This is a genomic window from Amycolatopsis mediterranei (assembly GCF_026017845.1).
Taxonomy (GTDB): Bacteria; Actinomycetota; Actinomycetes; order Mycobacteriales; family Pseudonocardiaceae; genus Amycolatopsis; species Amycolatopsis mediterranei.
On record NZ_CP100416.1, the window covers coordinates 112,973 to 132,982 of the forward strand.

20 protein-coding genes and 1 tRNA gene are annotated in these 20,010 nt (G+C 71.3%); 17 read left to right on the top strand and 4 right to left on the bottom strand.

Annotation, left to right across the window (positions count from 1 at the left end; translation table 11 throughout):
• Positions 1-39 precede the first annotated feature (39 nt).
• Complete coding sequence (locus ISP_RS00545; protein ID WP_230468671.1) at positions 40-663, top strand: hypothetical protein; 624 nt, start codon at positions 40-42, stop codon at positions 661-663.
• On the opposite strand, the gene ISP_RS00550 is transcribed toward ISP_RS00545, so the two are convergent.
• Complete coding sequence (locus ISP_RS00550) at positions 641-1,321, bottom strand: alpha/beta fold hydrolase (protein WP_013222076.1); 681 nt, start codon at positions 1,319-1,321, stop codon at positions 641-643. The two genes, ISP_RS00545 and ISP_RS00550, sit on opposite strands and share 23 nt — an antisense overlap.
• A gap of 134 nt (positions 1,322-1,455) precedes the next feature.
• Here ISP_RS00550 and ISP_RS00555 point away from each other — a divergent pair, with 134 nt between their 5' ends.
• Together ISP_RS00555 and ISP_RS00560 are read left to right on the top strand one after the other, a co-directional pair.
• Positions 1,456-1,995 carry a DUF2716 domain-containing protein gene (locus ISP_RS00555; protein WP_071831626.1) on the top strand — a complete coding sequence of 180 codons (540 nt, stop codon included), beginning with the start codon at positions 1,456-1,458 and terminating at the stop codon, positions 1,993-1,995.
• A gap of 33 nt (positions 1,996-2,028) precedes the next feature.
• Positions 2,029-2,430 carry an immunity 7 family protein gene (locus ISP_RS00560; RefSeq protein ID WP_014466505.1) on the top strand — a complete coding sequence of 134 codons (402 nt, stop codon included), beginning with the start codon at positions 2,029-2,031 and terminating at the stop codon, positions 2,428-2,430.
• Positions 2,431-2,647: 217 nt separating this feature from the next.
• Here ISP_RS00560 and ISP_RS00565 read toward each other — a convergent pair.
• Positions 2,648-2,720 (bottom strand) — tRNA-Gly (locus ISP_RS00565).
• Between the two features lie 187 nt (positions 2,721-2,907).
• On the opposite strand from ISP_RS00565, the gene ISP_RS00570 reads away from it, so the two are divergent.
• The 11 genes from ISP_RS00570 (at position 2,908) to ISP_RS00620 (ending at position 14,703) form a co-directional block, all read left to right on the top strand.
• The gene (locus ISP_RS00570; protein WP_013222079.1) at positions 2,908-4,569 is read left to right on the top strand and encodes a sigma-70 family RNA polymerase sigma factor; all 1,662 of its coding nucleotides are present in this window, start codon (positions 2,908-2,910) and stop codon (positions 4,567-4,569) included.
• A gap of 113 nt (positions 4,570-4,682) precedes the next feature.
• Entirely contained in the window at positions 4,683-5,123 is a 441-nt protein-coding gene (locus ISP_RS00575) for a hypothetical protein (RefSeq protein ID WP_013222080.1), read from the top strand.
• 12 nt (positions 5,124-5,135) lie between these two features.
• Positions 5,136-5,996 carry an Fpg/Nei family DNA glycosylase gene (locus tag ISP_RS00580; protein ID WP_013222081.1) on the top strand — a complete coding sequence of 287 codons (861 nt, stop codon included), beginning with the start codon at positions 5,136-5,138 and terminating at the stop codon, positions 5,994-5,996.
• 156 nt (positions 5,997-6,152) lie between these two features.
• Complete coding sequence (locus ISP_RS00585) at positions 6,153-7,478, top strand: histidine kinase (protein WP_013222082.1); 1,326 nt, start codon at positions 6,153-6,155, stop codon at positions 7,476-7,478.
• Between the two features lie 19 nt (positions 7,479-7,497).
• The gene (locus tag ISP_RS00590) at positions 7,498-8,343 is read left to right on the top strand and encodes a S49 family peptidase (RefSeq protein WP_013222083.1); all 846 of its coding nucleotides are present in this window, start codon (positions 7,498-7,500) and stop codon (positions 8,341-8,343) included.
• A 157-nt stretch (positions 8,344-8,500) separates the two neighbouring features.
• Positions 8,501-9,889 (top strand): carbohydrate-binding protein, encoded by a 1,389-nt coding sequence (locus ISP_RS00595; RefSeq protein ID WP_013222084.1) that lies wholly within the window; start codon positions 8,501-8,503, stop codon positions 9,887-9,889.
• Positions 9,890-9,972: 83 nt separating this feature from the next.
• Positions 9,973-10,806: a LytR/AlgR family response regulator transcription factor gene (locus tag ISP_RS00600; protein ID WP_034284934.1), complete on the top strand. Its 834-nt coding sequence runs from the start codon at positions 9,973-9,975 to the stop codon at positions 10,804-10,806.
• Between the two features lie 13 nt (positions 10,807-10,819).
• On the top strand, positions 10,820-11,350 hold the full coding sequence (locus ISP_RS00605; protein WP_013222086.1) for a hypothetical protein: 531 nt from the start codon (positions 10,820-10,822) through the stop codon (positions 11,348-11,350).
• A gap of 31 nt (positions 11,351-11,381) precedes the next feature.
• Complete coding sequence (locus ISP_RS00610; RefSeq protein WP_013222087.1) at positions 11,382-13,172, top strand: sodium/solute symporter; 1,791 nt, start codon at positions 11,382-11,384, stop codon at positions 13,170-13,172.
• Between the two features lie 131 nt (positions 13,173-13,303).
• Positions 13,304-13,663, top strand: coding sequence for a rhodanese-like domain-containing protein (locus tag ISP_RS00615; protein ID WP_013222088.1), 360 nt, complete (start codon positions 13,304-13,306; stop codon positions 13,661-13,663).
• Positions 13,664-13,665: 2 nt separating this feature from the next.
• Positions 13,666-14,703: a DUF4328 domain-containing protein gene (locus tag ISP_RS00620; RefSeq protein WP_013222089.1), complete on the top strand. Its 1,038-nt coding sequence runs from the start codon at positions 13,666-13,668 to the stop codon at positions 14,701-14,703.
• On the opposite strand, the gene ISP_RS00625 is transcribed toward ISP_RS00620, so the two are convergent.
• A complete protein-coding gene (locus ISP_RS00625; protein ID WP_013222090.1) occupies positions 14,700-15,290 on the bottom strand; it encodes a TetR/AcrR family transcriptional regulator in 591 nt (196 codons plus the stop codon). The two genes, ISP_RS00620 and ISP_RS00625, sit on opposite strands and share 4 nt — an antisense overlap.
• 95 nt (positions 15,291-15,385) lie before the next feature.
• On the opposite strand from ISP_RS00625, the gene ISP_RS00630 reads away from it, so the two are divergent.
• Positions 15,386-16,732, top strand: coding sequence for a DHA2 family efflux MFS transporter permease subunit (locus ISP_RS00630; RefSeq protein WP_230468672.1), 1,347 nt, complete (start codon positions 15,386-15,388; stop codon positions 16,730-16,732).
• Positions 16,729-17,571: a mycothiol conjugate amidase Mca gene (mca, locus tag ISP_RS00635; RefSeq protein WP_013222092.1), complete on the top strand. Its 843-nt coding sequence runs from the start codon at positions 16,729-16,731 to the stop codon at positions 17,569-17,571. Before ISP_RS00630 ends, mca begins: the two co-directional genes overlap by 4 nt.
• Before the next feature lie 172 nt (positions 17,572-17,743).
• On the opposite strand, the gene ISP_RS00640 is transcribed toward mca, so the two are convergent.
• Positions 17,744-18,910 (bottom strand): cytochrome P450, encoded by a 1,167-nt coding sequence (locus tag ISP_RS00640; protein WP_013222093.1) that lies wholly within the window; start codon positions 18,908-18,910, stop codon positions 17,744-17,746.
• A gap of 53 nt (positions 18,911-18,963) precedes the next feature.
• Here ISP_RS00640 and ISP_RS00645 point away from each other — a divergent pair, with 53 nt between their 5' ends.
• Positions 18,964-19,845, top strand: coding sequence for a DUF5926 family protein (locus ISP_RS00645; protein ID WP_013222094.1), 882 nt, complete (start codon positions 18,964-18,966; stop codon positions 19,843-19,845).
• Positions 19,846-20,010 lie beyond the last annotated feature (165 nt).

Here is a 20,010-nt window from a genome sequence, read left to right on the forward strand (position 1 = left end):
TGTCCAGGGGAGATGCCGCCCGCGTCGGTGGGTGGCGTGATGGAGGAAGGCAGGGCCATGGCCTACATCACCCTGTCCACATTCGTGGGCTACAGCGCGAGTTCCGGGCCGTCGCGGTCGTCGTTCGTCCGGCGGCAGCGCCGTCAGTACGAAGATCCGGCGCGGGCGGCGTTCAACTACTACCGGCGGGCGGCCAACGCGGTGCGTTCCGGCCGGGCGGCGAACCAGGACGAGGTGGCGCTGCGCGCGCTCGTCAACGCCGCCGACGAGCGGACGAAACCGCACTACGCGGCGATCGCCGAGGGCTGGCTGCGGTACCTCGGCCGCAAGTCGCCGAAGCTGGTCGAAGTGGGCCGCGGCCGGTGCCGGATCGGCGAGCTCGAGATCGGCGTCAGCCCGCAGATGGGGCTGCGCAAGAGCGACGGGCGCCGGTACGCGACCTGGCTCTACTTCAAGGAGGAGCCGTTGGCGAAGGCGTCGGCCCAGCTCGCGCTGTGGGTGCTGGAGCAGGCGATGCCCGACATCCTGCCCGGCGGCGAGGCGCTGGTGATCGACGTCCGCCGGGGGAAGGAGTACCAGCTCTCCGCCCGGGACCGCGCCCGGCTGCGGCCCTGGGCCCGCAGCGAAGCGTCGGCGTTCCTCACCCTGTGGGACGCGGCCTGAGCAGCACCCCGGCCACCAGGTCCGGCCGGGTGACGAAGGGGTGGTGCGCCACCGGCAGTTCGACGACGTCGGTGGCGCGCGCCGCCTGGGCCCGCTGGGTTCCGGGCAGCGTCGCGCGGTCCTCGCCGCAGACGACGTAGGTCGACGGGACGTCCCGCCACGCCGCCCGGGTCGCCGGCTGGCCGAACACCGCCTCGTTCTGGCGGGCGAGCCGGCCGGCGGCCGCGGCGTACGTGGCGTCGTCGAAGTCCTGGGCGAACCGCGGCCGCACCAGCTCCTCCCGGACGCTCGCGGTCCCGTCTCCGTGGCTGATGTGCACCGGGGGCTCGCCGGTCCCGAAGTCCGCGAGCGCCTCGCCGACGTCCGGCAGGAACGACGTCACGTAGACGAGCCGGTGGATCGCGGGGTGGGCGCCGAGTGTGGTGATCACCATGCCGCCGTAGGAGTGTCCGACGACCAGCGCGGGCTCGTCGGAGGCGTCGAGCAGGACGCGGACGGCTTCCGCGTCGGCGTGGAGGTCGCCGCGCGGCTGGCTCTCGCAGCTGGGCAGCACCGCCGCTGAGCTGCGCAGACCGTGCCCGGCGAGTACGTCGGCCGTCGGTTGCCACCACCACGCGCCGTCGCGGACGAACGCGCCGTGGACGAAGAGGACCCGCATGGTGACAACTTGGCAGAACCCACCCGGATGAGTGACACAGTTCGCGGTCGGCGGACGGGGACTGGACAAACCGGAGGCCGAACACGAAGCTTTCGCGTGTTCTTCCGCGCTTGGCCGACTCGAGGTCTCAAACCGTGAATGCTGCTTGGGAAGCCGTCTCCCGCGTTGTCGACGAGCCCGCCTGGTACTGGGTGTACGACAAGCTGGCGTTCTGGCCGAGCACCTACGCGCACGCCTGGCCGGGGTTCCGGGAGCCGGCGCCGTCGCGGACCTGGGACCTTTCGCCCGGGAACCTGGACCGCGCTTCGGCGGAGTTCCGCCTCGGCCCGTACGCGGTCGAGGAGCACCAGGTCGCGACGATCGCGCTGGCCGCGTTCCGCGAGGTCTGCGGTCCGGACGACTGGATGTGGGCGTTGCACTGGCAGCACCAGTCCTACCGCGTCCGCCCGCACCTGATGTCCGGGAGCGCCCGGTGGCCGGTGCCGGTGTTCCCGCGCGCGGACTACCACCTGTTCCTGGCGGCGGACTTCTCCTACGGCACGCTCGGGCACCCGTGGGAGCGGACGTTGTGCGTGTTCGGCGAGAAGCTGGTGCCGGCGTTCGAGCGGCTGGGTGAGGGCGTGCTGTCGAACGTGCTGCGACGCGACGGGAAGCCGTCCGCGCTGGCCCGCTGAGCCGCCCGCCGAGCGCTTGCTACCGTTCTGCGGGTGTTCGAATATCACGGCTGGGTGACCATCCAGGCGACCGCGAGCGGCGATGACGACGCGGCGCTCCTGGAGCGCCTGGTCGACCGCGTACACCGCGCAATCCGCGACGCGGGCGACTTCGACCTGGTCGACCTCCGCTGGAGCGCGGGAATGCCCATGCTCCACTTCGGCGGTTTCGACAAGCACGGCGGCCACCTGGCCCCCGAAATCCTGGACTTGTTCACCCGTGCGGGCGAATTGGCCCCAGGCTCGTACGGCCTGCTGCACACGTGGGACGACCAGGACACGGAGAACGACAACAACTTCCGCGTCTACCGAATGGCCCGCGGCCAGGTAACCGAGCGCGAAGACACCCACCTGACCCCGGTGGCCCCCACAATCCTCGACACCTACGAGCTCTGACCCAACCCCAGCTCTCTCCCCAACCCCAACCCCCGCCCCAACCAACGTCTGATTCAGGCAAAGCCGGGGCACCAGCAAAAGTCTGGCCGGAGCAGGGCGGGGAACCCCCCAAAGGTCTGGCAAAGGCACCGTGGGGGTCCGGGGGGCTCGGCCCCCCGGGTGAAATGGCGAAGGGGTCATGTCGGCGCTTTCCGCCGACATGACCCCTTCAACCCCGAGCGGATGACGGGATTCGAACCCGCGACCCTCACCTTGGCAAGGTGATGCGCTACCAGCTGCGCTACATCCGCATTGCCTTGCTGATGGGGAGAACTCTATACCCACCCCTGAGGGGTCCGGTGACCGGGTCCCCCTGTGCCCGGACCGGTGCTTCGGTGTCACAGCTGGCGTACAAGGGGTGACGACGGCTGATTCCCTCCGTATGGTGTCTCCATTCGACCGAATGGGGAGACCTTCGGGGAGGAGGTGCCGGGCCGGATGACCGAGCTGGGCACGGTGCCGCCACCAGCGGCCTCGGAATCCGACGAGCAGGCACTGCTGCAACGGCTTCGCAACGGCGAGGACGCCGCGTTCGGGGAGCTGTTCGAGCGGCACGCCGCCGCGGTCCGGCGGCTCGCGCAGAGCCTGGCGGCCGATCGGTCCGAGGCCGAGGACATCACCGCGGAGACGTTCTTCCGCGTGTTGCAGGCTCTCCGCCGGGGCGCCGGTCCCCGTGACTACGTTCGCGCCTACCTGCTGACCGTCGCCCGCCGGGTGTCGTGGGAGTGGCACGGGGCACGCCGGGACGTGCCGGTGTCCGACGACGAACTGACTTTCCGCGCCGGGGCGGGGGCCGACACGCACGCCCGCACGGCCGAGCACACGTTGATCACGACGGCGTTCACGAGCTTGCCGGAGCGGTGGCGGACGGTGTTGTGGCAGACCGAGGTCGAGGGCGAGCAGCCCGCGATGGTCGCTCCCCACTTCGGGTTGAGCGCGAACGCCACCGCGGCGCTGGCCCGCCGGGCCCGGCAGGGGCTGCGGGCGGCGTACCTGCAGGCCCACCTTTCGGTGAACCGCGGGCCGGATTCGTGCCGGGCGGTCGTCGAGAAGCTCGGTGGGTTCACCGCGGGCAGCGTCACCGGCGCCGAGGCGGAGCGGATCAAGGCGCACCTGCTCGGCTGCTCGTCGTGCCGGGCGACGCAGGACGAGCTTCGCGACGTCTGCTCGTCGCTGCGGGCGCACGCCGGCGTGCTGGTGCTGCTGGTGCCGGCCGCCGCGTCGCTGGGCGGCAGCGGGGTGCTGGCCGGGCTGGGCGCGACGGTCAAGGGCGTCCTGGTCGGTTCGAAGGTGAAGATCGGGCTGGCGCTGGCGTCGACCGCCGCGGTGGGTGCCGTCGGCGTCGCGGCCGGGCCGGTGCTGTTCGGGTCGGGGCCGGTGCAGGACATCGGGTTGCCCGGTGGGGCGCCCGAGCTCGTCGTGGTGCCGCCGTCCGAAACGCACCACCAGCCGCCGCCGCAGGAGCCGCCGGAGCCGCGGATCGGCATCGGCGTGCTCAACGGCCGCGGCACCGGGGTCGCGGTGCCGCCTCGCGCGCGGAGCGGCGAGCAGCAGGTCGCCGCGAACGAGGTGCCCGGACTGCCGGTCGCCGGGGACGTCCCGGTCGCGGCCGTTGGCGGCGGTGCCGGTGACCGGCCTGCCCCGCGCGAAGACCTCGCCTCCTCGCCGTTCGTCGCGTCCGAGCACCCGGCGTCGGCGCCGCGGCTGGACTCGTCGCGGCCCGCCATGACGATGACGACCGAGTCCACCGACGCACCCGCGCCGGAGGACGCCGGCGCGCCCGAGCTGTCGCCGACCGGCGGCAAGCCGGTCCCGCCGTCGGGCCGGCCCACGGACCAGCCGAAGAAGCCGGCGCCGAAGGACGACGAGACCGGCGCCACGGAGACACCGACGGACGCCTCGCCGACCGACACCTCACCGACGGACGCCTCGACGACGGAGCCGCCGGCGACCGAGCCGCCGGCGACCGAGCCGTCAACGACCGAGCCGTCGACCACGGTGACGCCCACTTCGGAGAAGCCGTGCCCGAGCAGCGCGTCGTCCGACACCGGGTCGGGCGAACCGGCGGATCCGGCTCCGGCCGCGCCATCGGGTTCTTGATCAGCGGTGATCGGGTTCCGGCGGGCGAGTGGCCCGGCTCATCCCTCGCGCGGGTGAGCCCGGGCACGGTAACGTTGAGGTGCTCACCCTGCGGGCGCCCGGGAGGCAACTGAATGAACCGGCTGGTACGCGGCGAAGACGGCCGCGACTGGGTGGTCCGTGCCCAGATGGAATGGCGCGCACCGGCGACGGCCGACGACTTCGAGCACGACGTCGCGGGCAGTTACGGGCCCGGGATCGCGATGATCGTCGTCACCACGCTGCTGGCGGTGATCCTCGTCGTGTGGACGCCCGACCAGGTCAACGTGCCCGCGTGGGTGCTGCTGGCGCTGCTGCTCGTGGTCTTGTTCTTCCCGCTGCGGTGGATCCTGCGCCGTCCGTGGACCGTGGTCGCGGAGACCGAGGGCGACGTGACCGGCGATCGGCCGTCCGAGCGCTGGGTCGGCACGATCCGCGGCATGTTCACGGTGCAGGGCGAGGTCAAGAAGATCTCCAAGACCATCCAGCGGCATTCGCTGCCGGACTTCGACGGGCCACTCCACCCGGTCGAGTAGGACACTGGTGCCATGCCCGAGCTACCCGAGGTCGAAGCACTGGCTCACCACCTGCGCGAGAACGCCGTGGGCCGGACGATCTTCCGCATCGATGTCGCATCGCTGAGCGTCTTGAAGACGGCCACCCCGCCGTGGACCGAGCTGCACGGCCGCGAGATCACCGGCGCGACCCGGCACGGCAAGCACCTCGACGTCGTGGCCGGTGACCTGCACCTGGTCGTCCACCTGGCGCGGGCGGGCTGGCTGCGCTGGTCCGACGGTCTCGCCGCGGCCCCGCTGAAGCCGGGCAAGGGCCCGATCTCGCTGCGGGTGCACCTCGAGTCCGCCACCGGGCCGGGCTTCGACCTCACCGAAGCGGGCACGAAGAAGGGCTTGGCGGTGTGGGTCGTCAAGGACCCGCAGGAGATCGCGAGCGTGGCGCGGCTGGGTCCGGACGCGCTCGCCGTGGACGCCGCCCAGCTGCGTGAGCTGTTCGCCGGCAAGAACACCCGGCTGAAGTGGGCGCTCACCGACCAGTCGCTCCTCGCCGGGATCGGCAACGCCTACTCCGACGAGATCATGCACCGCGCGAAGCTCTCGCCGTACGCCACGATCGGCAAGCTCGACGAGGGGGCCCTGGAGACGCTCGCCGAGGCGATCCACGACATCGAGACCGACGCCGTCGAGCGGTCGGTGGGGCAGAAGGCGGCCCGGCTGAAGGGGGAGAAGCGGTCGGGCCTGCGGGTCCACGCGCGCACCGGGCTGCCGTGCCCCGTCTGCGGCGACACGATCCGCGAAATATCCTTCGCCGACAAGTCGTTCCAGTACTGCCCGACCTGCCAGACGGGCGGCAAGCCGCTCGCCGACCGCCGGATGTCGCGGCTGCTGAAGTAGCGCCTCTCGGCGTCACGCAGCGGCTGCCCGGAGGTAGCACACAGTAGCCGGAAGAGGAGTAAATCCGACTCTCGGTAGGGTTGTCCCAACCCTCGGTCAGCACAGTTGGACAGAAAGTGGGAACAGGCCTTGCACCCGGTTGGTCGAGCGCAGAGCATGGACGCCGTGTCCGGGTTCCCGCTTGCGCAGATCGTCCCGTGGGGTCTTGTGGTGCTGCTCGTCGCCGCGATGATCGTGCTGCTGGTGCGGCAGCGCAAGCCGGCCAGCGTGGTGGAGGACGCCATGCTGCAGGCGGTGCACCGGATGTCGAAGGCGGCGCCGAACCTGCGCGCCGGCCTCGACGAGGATGCCGCCGACAAGATCACCACGCAGCTGCTGCAGATGCTCGACTGCGTCGCCGTGGGCATCACCGACAGCGAGGGCACGCTGCTGTCCTGGGACGGCGAGGCCAACGAGCACTACGTCGACCTCGTCGACGCGATCGGCAACGCGATCCGCAAGCACCGCCGCGAGGTCGTGGCGCACGACCGGATGCCGTGCAACCACCGCGGCACCTGCCGGATGAAGACCGCGGTCATCGTGCCGCTGCTGGTGGAGGGCGAGACCGAGGCGGCGCTGATCGTCGTCGGCCGCACCCGCGGGCGGCTGGTGCAGATGGCCGACGCCGTCGCCCAGTTCGTCTGCACCCAGTTCGAGCTGTCCCGGCTCGACGAGTCGAAGCAGCAGCTCCAGCAGGCCGAGATCAAGGCGCTGCGCGCGCAGATCTCGCCGCACTTCGTCTACAACGCGCTCAACACGATCTCCGCGCTGATCCGCACGGATCCCGAAGAGGCCCGAGAGCTGCTTCAGGACTTCGCCGACTTCACGCGCTACTCGTTCCGGACGTCGGGCATGTTCACCTCGCTCGCCGAGGAGCTGCGCAACATCGACCGCTACCTGACCATCGAGAACGCCCGCTTCGGCGGCCGGCTCGAGGTGCGGATGAAGATCGCGCCCGAGGTGCTCAGCGTCGTCGTGCCGTTCCTGATCATCCAGCCGCTGGTGGAGAACGCGGTCAAGCACGGCCTCGCGAGCAAGCCCAGCGGCGGCTGCGTCACGGTGATCGCGCAGGACTACGGCACCGAAGCGCTGATCAGCGTCGAGGACGACGGCATCGGCATGGACCCGCGGCGGCTGAAGGACGTCAAGAACGCGCACAGCACCGGCGCGCACGTCGGGCTCGGCAACATCAGCCAGCGCATGCAGCAGGTCTTCGGCAGCGACTACGCGGTGATGGTCGAGACCGCGCCCGGCGCCGGCATGAAGGTCACGCTGCGGGTGCCGAAGTTCGTCCCGGGCGTCCGGCCGAACATGCCGGACTACAGCTCCGAGACCGACGCCGGCGAGGCCGACGTCCCGCCCCAGGGCGGCCCTGCTCAGCTGAACGGCACCGAGGTGAACGGCGTCAACGGCACGCGCTCCGGCATCCTCCCCATGAGCTGAATCCGGCTAGCCTGGCTTCATGAGCGTTACGGACAAACTGGCTTCGCGGATCCCGGTGCTCGCCGACCGGGTCGAGCGCAAGGACGTCGTGGCCGTGGTGAAGCTGCACGGCGTGATCACGCCGTCGCCGTCGCCGCTGGCCAGGGGCGCGATCAACCTCGCCGCCGTGGAAACGGCGCTGACCAGGGCGTTCGGGCACGATCGGCTCAAGGCGGTCGCGTTGCTGGTGAATTCGCCGGGCGGCGCGCCGACGCAGTCGGGGTTGGTGGCCGAGCGGATCCGGCAGCTGGCCGACGAGAAGGGCGTGCCGGTGCTGGCGTTCTGCGAGGACGTCGCCGCGTCGGGCGGGTACTGGCTGGCCTGCGCCGCCGACGAGATCTACGCGCACCGCACGTCGATGGTCGGCTCGATCGGCGTGATCAGCGGCGGCTTCGGGTTCACCGGCCTGCTGGAGCGCTTCGGCATCGAGCGCCGGCTGCACACGGCGGGCGCGAACAAGTCGCGGCTGGACCCGTTCTCGCCGGAGAAGCCCGAAGACGTCGAGTGGCTGAAGAAGATGCACACCCAGCTCCACGAGCTGTTCGTGAACTGGGTGAAGGAGCGCCGCGGCGATCGGCTGACCGACACGGAGGACCTGTTCACCGGCGACGTCTGGCTCGGCGCGAAGGCGCTCGACCTGGGCCTGATCGACGGTCTCGGCAGCCTCCGGCAGATCATCACCGAGCGCTACCCGGACGCCGAGATCTCGGTGGCCGAGCCGAAGAAGCCGCTGCTCGCGCGCCTCGGCCTCGGGGCACCGGCGGCGGCGTCGGCGGTGCTGGACGCGGTGACGCAGAAGGCGGCCTGGGCGCGCTTCGGCCTCTGACGTCGATGTCCGGTTCGGGTACTTCCGGGCAGAGTTTGTGACCTGGATCACTCATCTCGTGTAACGCCTCTGGAATCGGCGCAGGGCGTCAGGTCTCCTTGTCGACGGGCTTTGTTGTGAACGGCAACAAATCCGGTCGACAAGGAGGTCGTCCCCGATGCCCCACTCCCGCAGACTCGCCCTCGGTGCCGTGCTGGGTGCCGCGCTCATCGCCATCCCGCTGACCATCCCCGCCGCCGCGTCGATCCCGCCACCCGAGCCGGGCTGGACGACGGTGTTCGCCGACGACTTCACCGGCGGCGCCGGCTCGCTCCCCTCGAGCGCGAACTGGATCGTCGACACCGGCCACAGCTACCCCGGCGGCCCCGGCAACTGGGGGACCGGGGAGATCCAGAACTACACGGCGAGCAGCGGCAACCTCGCGCAGGACGGCAGCGGCAACCTCCGCATCACGCCGTTGCGCGACGGCGCGGGTAACTGGACGTCGGCGCGGATCGAGACCCAGCGCACCGACTTCAAGCCCCCGGCGGGCGGCGTCATGCGGATCGAAAGCCGGATCCAGATGCCGAACGTGACCGGGGCGGCCGCGCTCGGCTACTGGCCCGCGTTCTGGGCCCTCGGCGGCCCCTACCGCGGCAACTGGTGGAACTGGCCCGCCATCGGCGAGTTCGACATCATGGAGAACGTCAACGGGCTCAACTCCGTCTGGGGCGTCCTGCACTGCGGCGTCAACCCGGGCGGTCCGTGCAACGAGACCACCGGCCTGCCGAACAACCGGGCGTGCCCCGGGAGCAGCTGCCAGTCGGCCTTCCACACCTACCGCTTCGAATGGGACGCGAGCAGCAGCCCGCAGGTCCTGCGCTGGCTCGTCGACGGGCAGCAGTTCCACTCGGTGAGCCAGAACCAGCTCGACGCGACGACCTGGGCGAACATGACCACGCACCAGGGCTACTTCGTGCTGCTGAACGTCGCCATCGGCGGCGCCTTCCCCAACAACAACTCCGGCACGACCACGCCGGGGCCGGGGATCGTGCCCGGGCACCCGATGGTCGTCGACTACGTCACGGTGACCACCCGCGGCGGCGGCGGCACGACGACCCCGCCGACCACGACCACCACTCCGCCGTCCGGTGGCAGCAGCGCCTACCGCACCATCCAGGCGGAGTCGTACAGCCGGCAATCCGGTCTGATCACGGAGGCCACCACGGACACCGGCGGCGGCCAGAACGTCGCCGCGGTGGCCAACGGCGACTGGGCCCTCTATCCGGGAGTCGACTTCGGCGGCAGCGCGGCGACGAACTTCCAGGCGCGCGTGGCGTCCGGGGCCGCGGGCGGGGTCAGCGGGCTGGTCGAGGTGCGGCTCGACAGCCGGTCCAACGCGCCCATCGGCAGCTTCGCGGTGGCGAACACCGGCGGCTGGCAGAGCTGGCGGACCGTCCCGGCGAACATCGGCGCGGTCACCGGCGTGCACGACGTCTACCTGACCTTCACCAGCGGCCAGCCGGCCGACTTCGTGAACCTCAACTGGTTCACGTTCGTGCATTGAGAGCAGGAGGCCCGCGGCTCCGGTCGCGGGTCTCCTCACTTAAGGCGGACGGGGGCTGGACATTGCACTCGGCAATGGGCAGGATGCGTTTCACTGTGAGTGCTCACGATGACACCCGGAAGCTCGTGGTCCTGGCTGTGGACGACGAGCCCAACGGTCTTGACGAACTCGTCCACTGCCTGCGCAACAGCCCGCACGTGGCGAAGGTGTTCCCGGCGATCGACGCCTCCGAGGCGCTGCGGTTGCTGTCCACCGACGACCCGCGGCTGCGCGAGCGCAAGGACCGTGGCCTGCCGATCGTCGACGCCGTCTTCGCGGACATCGACATGCCCGGCCTGTCCGGGATGGAGATGTCGCGCGTGTTCGCCGCGCTGCGGCCCTCGCCCGCGCTGGTGTTCGTCACCGGGCACGCCGAAGAAGCCGTCAACGCCTTCGACCTCGGCGCCCTCGACTACGTGCTCAAGCCGTACCAGCAGGATCGCCTCGATCGCGCCATCTCGCGCGTGCTGGAAAAGCTGGCTGCCGCCGCGGCGCCCCCGCCCGGCGCGCTGGGCGGTGAGCCGGTCAAGAACGACGACGAGGTCATCCCGGTCGAGCTGGCCGGCACCACCAAGCTCATCCCGCGCTCCTCGGTCCGCTGGGTCGAAGCGCAGGGCGACTATGCGCGGCTGTTCACCACCGAAGGCAGCCACCTGGTCCGGATCCCGCTCGCCCAGCTCGAAGAGCGCTGGGAGAAAGCCGGCTTCGTCCGCATCCACCGGTCGTTCCTGGTCGCCTTGCCGCTGATCACCGAGCTGCGCATGGGCCAGGGCGGCTACCAGGTCGTCATCGGCAACGAGGAGAAGGTGCTGCCGGTGAGCCGGCGGCACACCCGTGCGCTGAAGGACCGGCTGGTCGGTTCGGGCCGGAACGGCTGAGCCGGGGCCGGCCATGACCGACGACTTCTACGAGCGCCGCTCGAACGGCGTCCGCGAACCGGATCCGACCCTCGGCAGGCGCGCCCGGCACCGGCCGCTGCCGCAGCCGGCCGACCGGGCCGTCGTCGAGTCCCTGCCGCCGGCGCCGGAGAACGAGCCGCCGCCGAAGCCGGAACACCACGCGAAACCCAAGCGGGAGCGCGTGATCCTCGCCGACCCGCGCCGTGGCGCCGGCAGCCTGCGCGCCCGGGTCGAGCTGGAGGAGCAGACCAGCTGGGGGAAGCTGCTCGTACGCGACCACCTGGTGAAGGTGCAGCTGCGGACGGCGTTGCTGCTCGCGTTGCTCGTCGTCGGCGTCTTCGGCTCGCTGCCCGTGCTGTTCTACCTGGTGCCGGGGTTCTCCCAGGCCAGCCTGCTCGGCATCCCGGTGGCCTGGCTGATTCTCGGCGTGCTGCCGTTCCCATTCCTGTTCGGTGTCGGAATCTGGTACAACCGGCTGGCCGAACGCAACGAACGCGCGTTCGTGGACATGATCGAAAACTAGTTTCGCACTGACTCGTGCGAGGATTCCTCCCGTGCAGTTGAACCCGTGGGCCTTGACCGGCATCGTGCTGGTCGCGGTGGTGACGCCCTACCTCGGTCACCGCTCCTCGCGGTCGGCGACGAGCACGCACGACTTCCTGGTCGCGCGGCGCACCGTGCGGTCCCGCCGCAACGCCGCCGCGATCTCCGGCGAATACCTGTCCGCGGCCTCGTTCCTCGGCATCGCCGGAATCGTGCTCAAGGACGGCGCCGACGCGCTGTGGTTCCCGATCGGCTTCACCGCGGGGTACCTCGCCCTGATGCTGTTCGTGGCGGCGCCGCTGCGCCGGTCCGGGGCCTACACGCTGCCCGACTTCGTCGAAATGCGGCTCGGCTCGCAGGGCCTGCGCCGGTTCTCCACGGCGTTCGTCGTGTTCATCGGGATCCTGTACATGGCCCCGCAGCTGCAGGGCGCCGGCCTGACCCTGGCGACGGTCGTGCCGGTGCCGGCGTGGGCGGGCGCCATCGTGGTCATGATCCTCGTGGCCTTCAACGTGATCTCCGGCGGGATGCGCGCGATCACCGTGGTCCAGGCGTTCCAGTACTGGCTCAAGCTGTTCGCGATCGCGGTGCCCGCCTTCGTGCTGTGCATGGTCTTCTTCACCGGCGGCGGCCCGGACGGGTTCCGGCCGCTCGGTGCGCCCGCGCCGCCGGTGTTCATCAACGACACCACGGTGGACGTGCAGACCGACGTCACGCTGCACGTCACCTCGGACACCTACCTCTACGCCTACGGCCGCACCGACAACGGCCCGGCGGCCGGGCCGACACACTGGACCCCGCTGGCGCCGCACACGGTTTCCGAAGGCACCAAGCTGAAGTTCGTGGCCGGCACGCCGGTCCCGGTGGTCAGTGACGCGAGCGCGGACAACGCGAACTGGCTGCACCCGGCATCGGGCAGCCTCACCGACCTGCTCCAGACGTACTCGCTGATGTTCGCGACGTTCCTCGGCACGATGGGCCTGCCCCACGTGCTGGTGCGCTTCTACACCAACCCCGACGGCAAGGCCGCGCGCCGCACGACCGTGCACGTCCTGCTGCTGCTGGGGCTGTTCTACCTGTTCCCGACGCTGCTGGGCGCGCTGTCGCGGATGTACGTCCCCGAGCTGCTGGTGACCGGGAAGACGGACGCGGCGATCCTGCAGCTGCCGTCGGCGATCCTGCCCGGGGTCGGCGGCCAGCTCCTCGGCGCGGTCACCGCGGCCGGCGCGTTCGCCGCGTTCCTGTCCAGCACGTCCGGGCTGCTGGTGAGCGTGGCCGGGGTGGTGTCGACCGACCTGCTGCCCGGCCGGGTGCGCGACTTCCGGGTGGCGGCCGGGCTGGTCGCGCTGTTCCCGATCGGGCTGGCGGTCGCGTTGCGGCCGGAGGACATCTCGCTCTCGATCGGGCTGACGTTCGCGCTCGCCGCGTCGACGTTCAGCCCGCTGCTCGTGCTGGGCATCTGGTGGCGCAAGCTGTCCTGGCCGGGCGCGCTGGCCGGGATGTTCGTCGGCGGCGGCCTGGTGCTGGCCGCGCTGATCGTCAACGTCGTGAGCGGCTACACCGGCGGCTGGGCACCCTGGTTCGTCAACCAGCCCGCGCTGATCACCGTCCCGGCCGCCTTCGTGACGACGTACCTGGTCAGCCGCGTGACCGGCTACGGCCGCCCGGAGCACGTCCACGACATCATGCTGCGGCTGCACGCACCGGACCCGCTCGGCTTCATGCGGGACAGGGCGGTCGCCCGGTTCGGCCAGGCCGAGGAAAAGACCCGCATCGCCGGCCGCGGCCGGCACCGCAAGTAACCCCGTGTCGTCCTCCTGATCACGCGAGATGCCCTCCCAATCACGCGTGATGCCTTTCTGATCACGGGAGATGCCCGAATCCGGTGTTCACACCTCGACCTCACGCGCGGGCAACGGGTGCACATGGCAGCATGGGAATCGTGGTGAGCCCTGCTGAACTGCCGACCGCCGAGGTCCGCGACCTGCCCAAGGACGGCCTCGTGCTGCTCGACGTCCGCGAAGACGACGAGTGGGCCGCCGGGCACGCGCCCGGCGCGGTGCACATCCCGATGGGAGAGCTGCCCGTCCGCGTCGACGAGCTGGCCGATCTGCCCGACGACCAGCCGATCCACGTGATCTGCCGCAGCGGCGGCCGGTCCGCGCGGGCGGCCGCCTGGCTCAACCAGAGCGGCTGGGACGCGGTGAACGTCGCCGGCGGCATGGGCGCGTGGCAGCGCGAAGGCCGTCCGATGGTCGGCGAGCACCCCGGCATCGAACCCGAAGTGATCTAGCCTTGCACCCGGGGCAGCCTCCCGCCGGGCAGCCGTACCCGCCCGGGTACTGGCCGCGCCAGGCGCCGCCGCCGACGGCCCAGCAGCTGCAGGGCCGGACGCTGGCCGCCCAGCCGGAGCCGTACCCCTACCACCGCCGTCCGGTGCACCGGCCGAAGCTGCGCTGGGTGGCCACCCCGCCGCCCGGAGCGTGGCCGCGCCGCCGCGTCGTGGCGCCCGAGCCGTACCTGGGCCCGCCGTCGTACCCGGTGCCGCCGCGCTGGGGGTTCCCGAACCTGGTCTGGCGCCGTCCGACGTCGGTGCCCGGCACGGCGTCCGACGAGGTCCGCCCGATCGACCGGGTGCCGGTGCTCAGCCGCAGCGTGGTCGTCGTCCTGTTCGCGTTCGCGGCGCTCGCCGTGGCCGCGGCGAGCGCGGAGATCTGGCGGTACGTGCTGCTCGTCCAGGGCCGCGAATCCGCGCTGTCCCGCTCGGTGGTGGCGTTCTCCGACGGCTTCGTGCTCACCGCGGGCCTGCTCGCCTCGATCCTCGCGCTGCTGCCCGCCGGGCTGTCGCTCTGGTGGTTGCTGGTCGCGCGCCAGGCGGCGGCGGACGTGTCGGGCGACGACCCGCCCCGCCCGGTGTGGCAGGTGCTGGTCGGCGTCCTCGTGCCGGTGGCGAACCTGCCGCTGGCGCTGTCGGTCGTCGGCGAACTCGAGCACGCGGTGCTGGGCCGCTCGCGGGACGTCCGGCCGAAGCCGTCGCGCCGGGTGCTCGTGTGGTGGGGCGCCTGGCTGCTCAACTGGGTTCTGCTGGGGGTGTCGATCTGCTGGCGTTTCCGCGACGACGTGCAGTCGATGGCCGACAGCGTCGTCCTGGTCGCGGTGACCGACCTTTCCGCGGCCGCGCTGGCGGTGATGACGGCCTTGGTGGTGCAGCGGTTCTCCGCGCTGCTGGCGCCGTCGGAGGCCCTTGCCGTGCGCGAGATGCGCGTGCTGAAGGTCCGGGGTGCGCCTGAGCCGGAGCTGCGGGCTTCGCGGCCGGCCGGCGCGGCGCGCTAGTAGCCGCCGTAGGCCGGTTCCAGCTGGTCGAACGCCTGTTCCGCGATCGGCCAGAGCTCCTCGACGATCGCTTTTTCGTTCTCGAGGGTCCGGTCGAAGACCTCCTGGAAGAGCACGCGCAGGACCGTCGCCAGGTGGGCGGCGGCGAGCGTGGGGCTGAGTTCTTCTTCGGGGTGGCGGCGGATGAGGAGGTCGACGAGCGCCGTCTCGCGCTCGCGGTGCATCTCGTGCAGCGCGTTCGTCAGGATCGGGCTCTCCTTGATCATCCGCACGAAGCCGGGGCCGGAGAAACCGACCAGCGCGTGTTCGGCGCCCAGCGCTTCGAAGTAGAGCTCGCGCGTGTCGTGGAAGACGCTGTCGCGGATCAGGGCGGCGGGCCAGGAGGTGAAGTCTTCCCGGATGTCGAAGACCAGGTCTTCCTTGCGCGGGAAGTGGTTCGTCACGGTCATCTTGGCGACCCGCGCCTCGGCGGCGATGTCCGCGATCGTCACGTCCTCGAAGCCGTTGCGGATGAACAGCCGCGTGGCCACGGCGGAGATGGTTCTCCTGGTCTCGTGCTTCTTCCGGTCGCGGAGTCCCTCGCTCATGGCGTCACTCTACTGGGTCGGACCCAAGATTGTGCTTGACCCAACGAGTGGGTCGGACCTAATCTGAGGTTCGACCTAATCACCTGGGGGTGTGCATGACAACGGCAGTCCGGCCGGATGCGGCGCTGTGGCGGCTCGGCGGTGTGCTGATCATGGGCGCGGTGCTGTCGATCCTCGACGCGACGATCGTGACCGTCGGGATCGGCTCGATCGCCCACGACCTGGACAGCCCGCTGACCACGGTGCAGTGGGTGGCGAGTGCGTACCTGCTCGCGGCCTCGGCGGCGATCCCGCTGTCGGGCTGGCTGACCGACCGCTTCGGCGGCCGCGCGGTCTGGCTGGCGGCGGTGGCGATCTTCACCGCGGGCACGCTGCTGTGCGGCTTCGCCTGGTCCGCGCCGGCGTTGATCGCGTTCCGGGTGCTGCACGGGCTGGGCGGCGGGCTGATGCAGCCGGTCGGGCAGGCGGTGTTCGCACAGGCGGCGGGTCCGGCGCTGGGCCGGATGATCGGCGTGATCACCCTGCCGGCCACGGTGGCCCCGGTGCTGGGCCCGATGCTCGGCGGTGCGCTGGTGGCGGGCTTGGGGTGGCGCTGGATGTTCTTCGGCATCGTCCCGCTGGGCGTGGCGACGTTCCTCTGCGCCCGGCGGCTCCTCCCGGCTCCGGCGCCGGGCGGCGTGCCTGCCGCGTTGGACGTCCGGGGGCTCGCGTTGCTCTCGCCCGGCCTCGGCGCGTTCGTCTACGGCTTGGCCGAGGGTGTGGTCGTCGCCTGGGTGGCCGGGGCCGCGCTGCTGCTGGCGTACGGCGTCCACGCGTCCCGAGTGGCTTCGCCGGTGCTCGAGCTGGCGCTGTTCCGGAACAAGGGGTTCGCGGTCGCGAGCGCGAGCACGTTCCTGCTGGGAGCGTCGCTGTACAGCTCGATGCTGCTGCTTCCGCTGTACTACGAGCAGGTCGAGCAGGCGAGCGCGTTGCGGGCCGGCCTGCTGCTGGCGCCTCAGGCACTCGGCTCGGCGGCAGTCATGCTGGCGAGCGGCCGGCTCTTGGCCCGCTTCGGGCCGCGGCGCACGATGCTGGCCGGGATCGCGCTGTCCCTGCTGGGCACGATCGCGTTCACCCAGCTTGGCTCGGCCCCCGGCGGTGCCCTGCTGACGCTGTCCCTCCTGATCCGCGGCGCCGGGCTGGGCGCGGCGACGGCACCCGGCATGACCACGCTGTACGGCTCGCTGGAGCGGTCCCACATCCCCCGGGCGGCGAGCGCGTTCAACGTGGTCAACCGGATCGGCGGCTCGCTGGGCACCGCTCTGCTGGCCGCGATCCTCCACAGTGAACTCACGGCCGCCCCGGCCCCGGCGGCGTTCGGCACCACGTTCACGTGGGCACTGGCGCTTTCGGCGCTGACCTTGATCCCCGCACTTTTCTTCCCCCAGAGGAGCACCCGGTGACTTACCGCCTGTTGAGCGTCCACGCCCACCCGGACGACGAGTCCAGCAAGTGCGCGGCCACCCTGGCGCGCTATGCGGCTGAAGGCGTCGAGGTCCTGGTCGCCACCTGCACCGGCGGCGAACGCGGCGACGTCCTGAACCCGGCCCTCGACACGCCCGAGACGTGGGCGGACCTCCCGGCGATCCGCCGTCGCGAGATGGCCGCGGCCGCCGAGATCTTGGGCGTCCGCCAGCGTTTCCTCGGACTGGTCGATTCCGGCCTCCCCGCCGAGGGCGAGCCCTTGCCCGAGGGCTGCTTCGCGGCCCTGCCGCTCTCGGAAGCGGCGGCGCCGCTGGTGGCGCTGATCCGCGAGTTCCGCCCGCACGTGGTGATCACGTACGACGAAACGGGCGGCTACCCCCACCCGGACCACATCCGCACCCACGAGGTGACGGTCGAGGCTTTCACCGCGGCCGCCGACCCCGCCCGCTATCCCGGCACGGGCGAGCCGTGGCAGCCGCAAAAGCTGTACTACCAGGCCACTCTGAGCCGCGCCTGGTTCCAGGCCCTGCACGAGGCAACCCTGGCCGCCGGCCTGGAATCCTCAATGGCCGAGGTCTTGAACGAACTCCCACCCGACAAATTCCCGGTAACGACCAAAATCCGCTGCGAGGCCCACTTCGCCACGCGCGACCGAGCCCTCTTGGCCCACGCCACCCAGGTAGACCCGGCCCACCCGTTTTTCGCCCACTCACGCGAAATCGAGCGCCAAGTCTGGCCCCACGAGGACTACCACCTCGCCCACCCCGCCCCAGGCCCCCACCTCGAAGAAGACCTCTTCACCGGAGTAACTCCATAAAACCCCCGCCACTCCACCAACCACCCGTAATGCCCCGCCAATCACGTGAGATGCCCCTCCAGTCACGCGAGATCCGCGCCCAATCACGTGACTTCCGCCTTCGATCACGCCAGTTCCACTCCGCATCAAGCGAGAGCCGTCCGGAATCACGCGAAACCGGAGCCGGCCCCCGTCACACGGTGACCCGAAGCTCCCGCAACCCACGGATCACGAACTCCGGCCGCCTCGGCGGAGGGCCGGCCAGGCGCAACCCCGGCAGCTTCTCCGCCAGCGCACTCAGCGCGGCGGCGATCTCCACCCGAGCGAGAGGAGCACCCACGCAGTAGTGGATCCCCAGGCCGAACCCGAGGTGGGCGTTCGGCGTCCGGCCGATGTCCAGACGGTCCGGCTCGTCGAACACCTTCGGGTCGCGGGCCGCGGCACCCAGGAGTGCGCCGATCTTCTCGCCACGCGAAACGACATATCCGCCAATCGACACGTCCTCGGTCGCCGTGCGCTCGAACAGCTGGAGGGGCGCGTCGAACCGGATCAGCTCCTCGACACACGAATCCAGAAGGGCAGGTGAGGCCAGCAGGCGCTCCCACTGATCCCGGTGCGTCAGCAGGGCCGTGATGCCGTTGCCGAGCACGTTGACCGTCGCCTCGTGGCCGGCCATCAGCAGCAGCACCGCGGTGGCCACCAGCTCGTCCGGCGTCAGCTCGCTGCGGAGGAGGTCGCTGATGATGTCGTCGCCCGGTGCGTCCGCGCGGGTCGCGGCGACCGAGCGGACGTAGTCGACGAACTCGGCCGCGGCCTGCTCGGCGGCGTCGCGTCCTTCCTCCGGCAGGTCGAACTCGTACATCTTCACGATGGCGTTGGACAGCTGGACCATCCGCGGTCCGTCGGTGCCGGGGACACCCAGCAGCTCGGCGATCACCGCGACCGGCAGCGGCTGGGCCAGGTGCTCGAGGAGGTCGGCACTGCCGTCGGCGGCGATGGCGGCCGCCAAGTCGTCGACCATGTGGGCGGCGAGCGTCGCGACCATCGGACGCAGCCGTTGCACGTGGCCGCGGCCGAAGGCGCCCGCGATCAGGCGACGCAGGCGGGTGTGCGCCGGCGGCTCGTTCTCCAGGAGGGAATTGCGGTGCAGCAGGTTGAACGAAGCGAACCGCTCGAGCGGCTGGGCGTCCTGCCAGATCCGGCCGAGGCCGCGGTGGCGCAGCACCGCCGACGACGCGGCGTGCGACACCGCGATAGCGAGGCCGAGCCCGTCGTGGAAATGAACCTCGCCACGTGAGCGGAGTGCGGCGAACGCCGGGTACGGGTTTTCGAGGAACGCGGGATCGCGGGGGTCGAACACGTCGGGAGACTAACCCTTCGATAGCGTCTGAAGCCGAGCCAGAGGAGGCAGCAGTGGGCAAGGGCGCGCGCAAGAAGGGTCCCAAGCAGGCATCGGACCGCAAGCCGAAGGTGCGCGACGTCTTCGTCGGCCAGCCGTTCGAAGGGCTGGCGGCGGAGCCCGAGCTGATCGCGCTGCGCGAGTTCGTGCCGTCCGCGACGGCCCAGCTCACCCTGGCCGACGGCGGTGACGTCACCCTCGGGACCGTGCTGCCCATGGCGGCGGCCGCGTTCGTCCGCTCGGACGGCCGGCGCTACCTCGGCCTGCAGGTGCAGACCCGTTCGTCCGACATCAGCCGGGACCTCGGCCGGTCGCTGAAGTGGCTGCTCGACGCCAAGGAAGGCGACGTCCTCGGCGTGCCGGACACCACCACCCCGCCGTCCGCCGACGAGCACGCGCGGCTCCAGGACCTGCTGACCCCGGGCGCCGAGCTCGACGTCACGCTGCACCAGGACTTCGGCTGGTGGCTGCCGGAGGACGCGGACGCCACCGGTGACGTCGCCGTCTCCCTCGAGCGCGCCAACGCCGCGATCATGCCCACCGAACGGCTCGGCTCGGCTGCCTACTGGGTCCTCGCCGGCGAGAAGGCGCACCTGCGCTGGGTCCGGCCGGAGCCGGAGAACCTGCTGCTCCAGGCCCTCGCCCGGCTGTCCGCGGCCGGCGAGCTCGGCCTCGGCGAGGGCTCGCGCTACGCGGGCTCGTTCCGGGCGCACGGTCTGCTCGTCCCGGTCTGGGACCTCGACCCCGAGGCCCACGCCCGCGAGTGGGCGGAGGCGAAGGACGCCCTCGGCGCCCGGCTCGAGACGGCGTTGAAGTCGCTCGACGACGAGCCGCTGAACGCGACCGAGCGCCGGGCGCGGGACGGCCTCATCGGCCGGCAGCTGACCCTGCGCTGACCGCCCCGGCGAGCGGCTGGCCTCGCGCCAGCCGCCGTTGGCGAGCGGCTGGCCTTGCGTTGACCGCTGCCGGCGCGCGGCTGACCCTGCGCTGACCGCCGTCGGCGAGCGCCGGACCACCGGGCTGACTCGCTGTCGGTGGTGCCGGACGAACGCGTTGGCCGC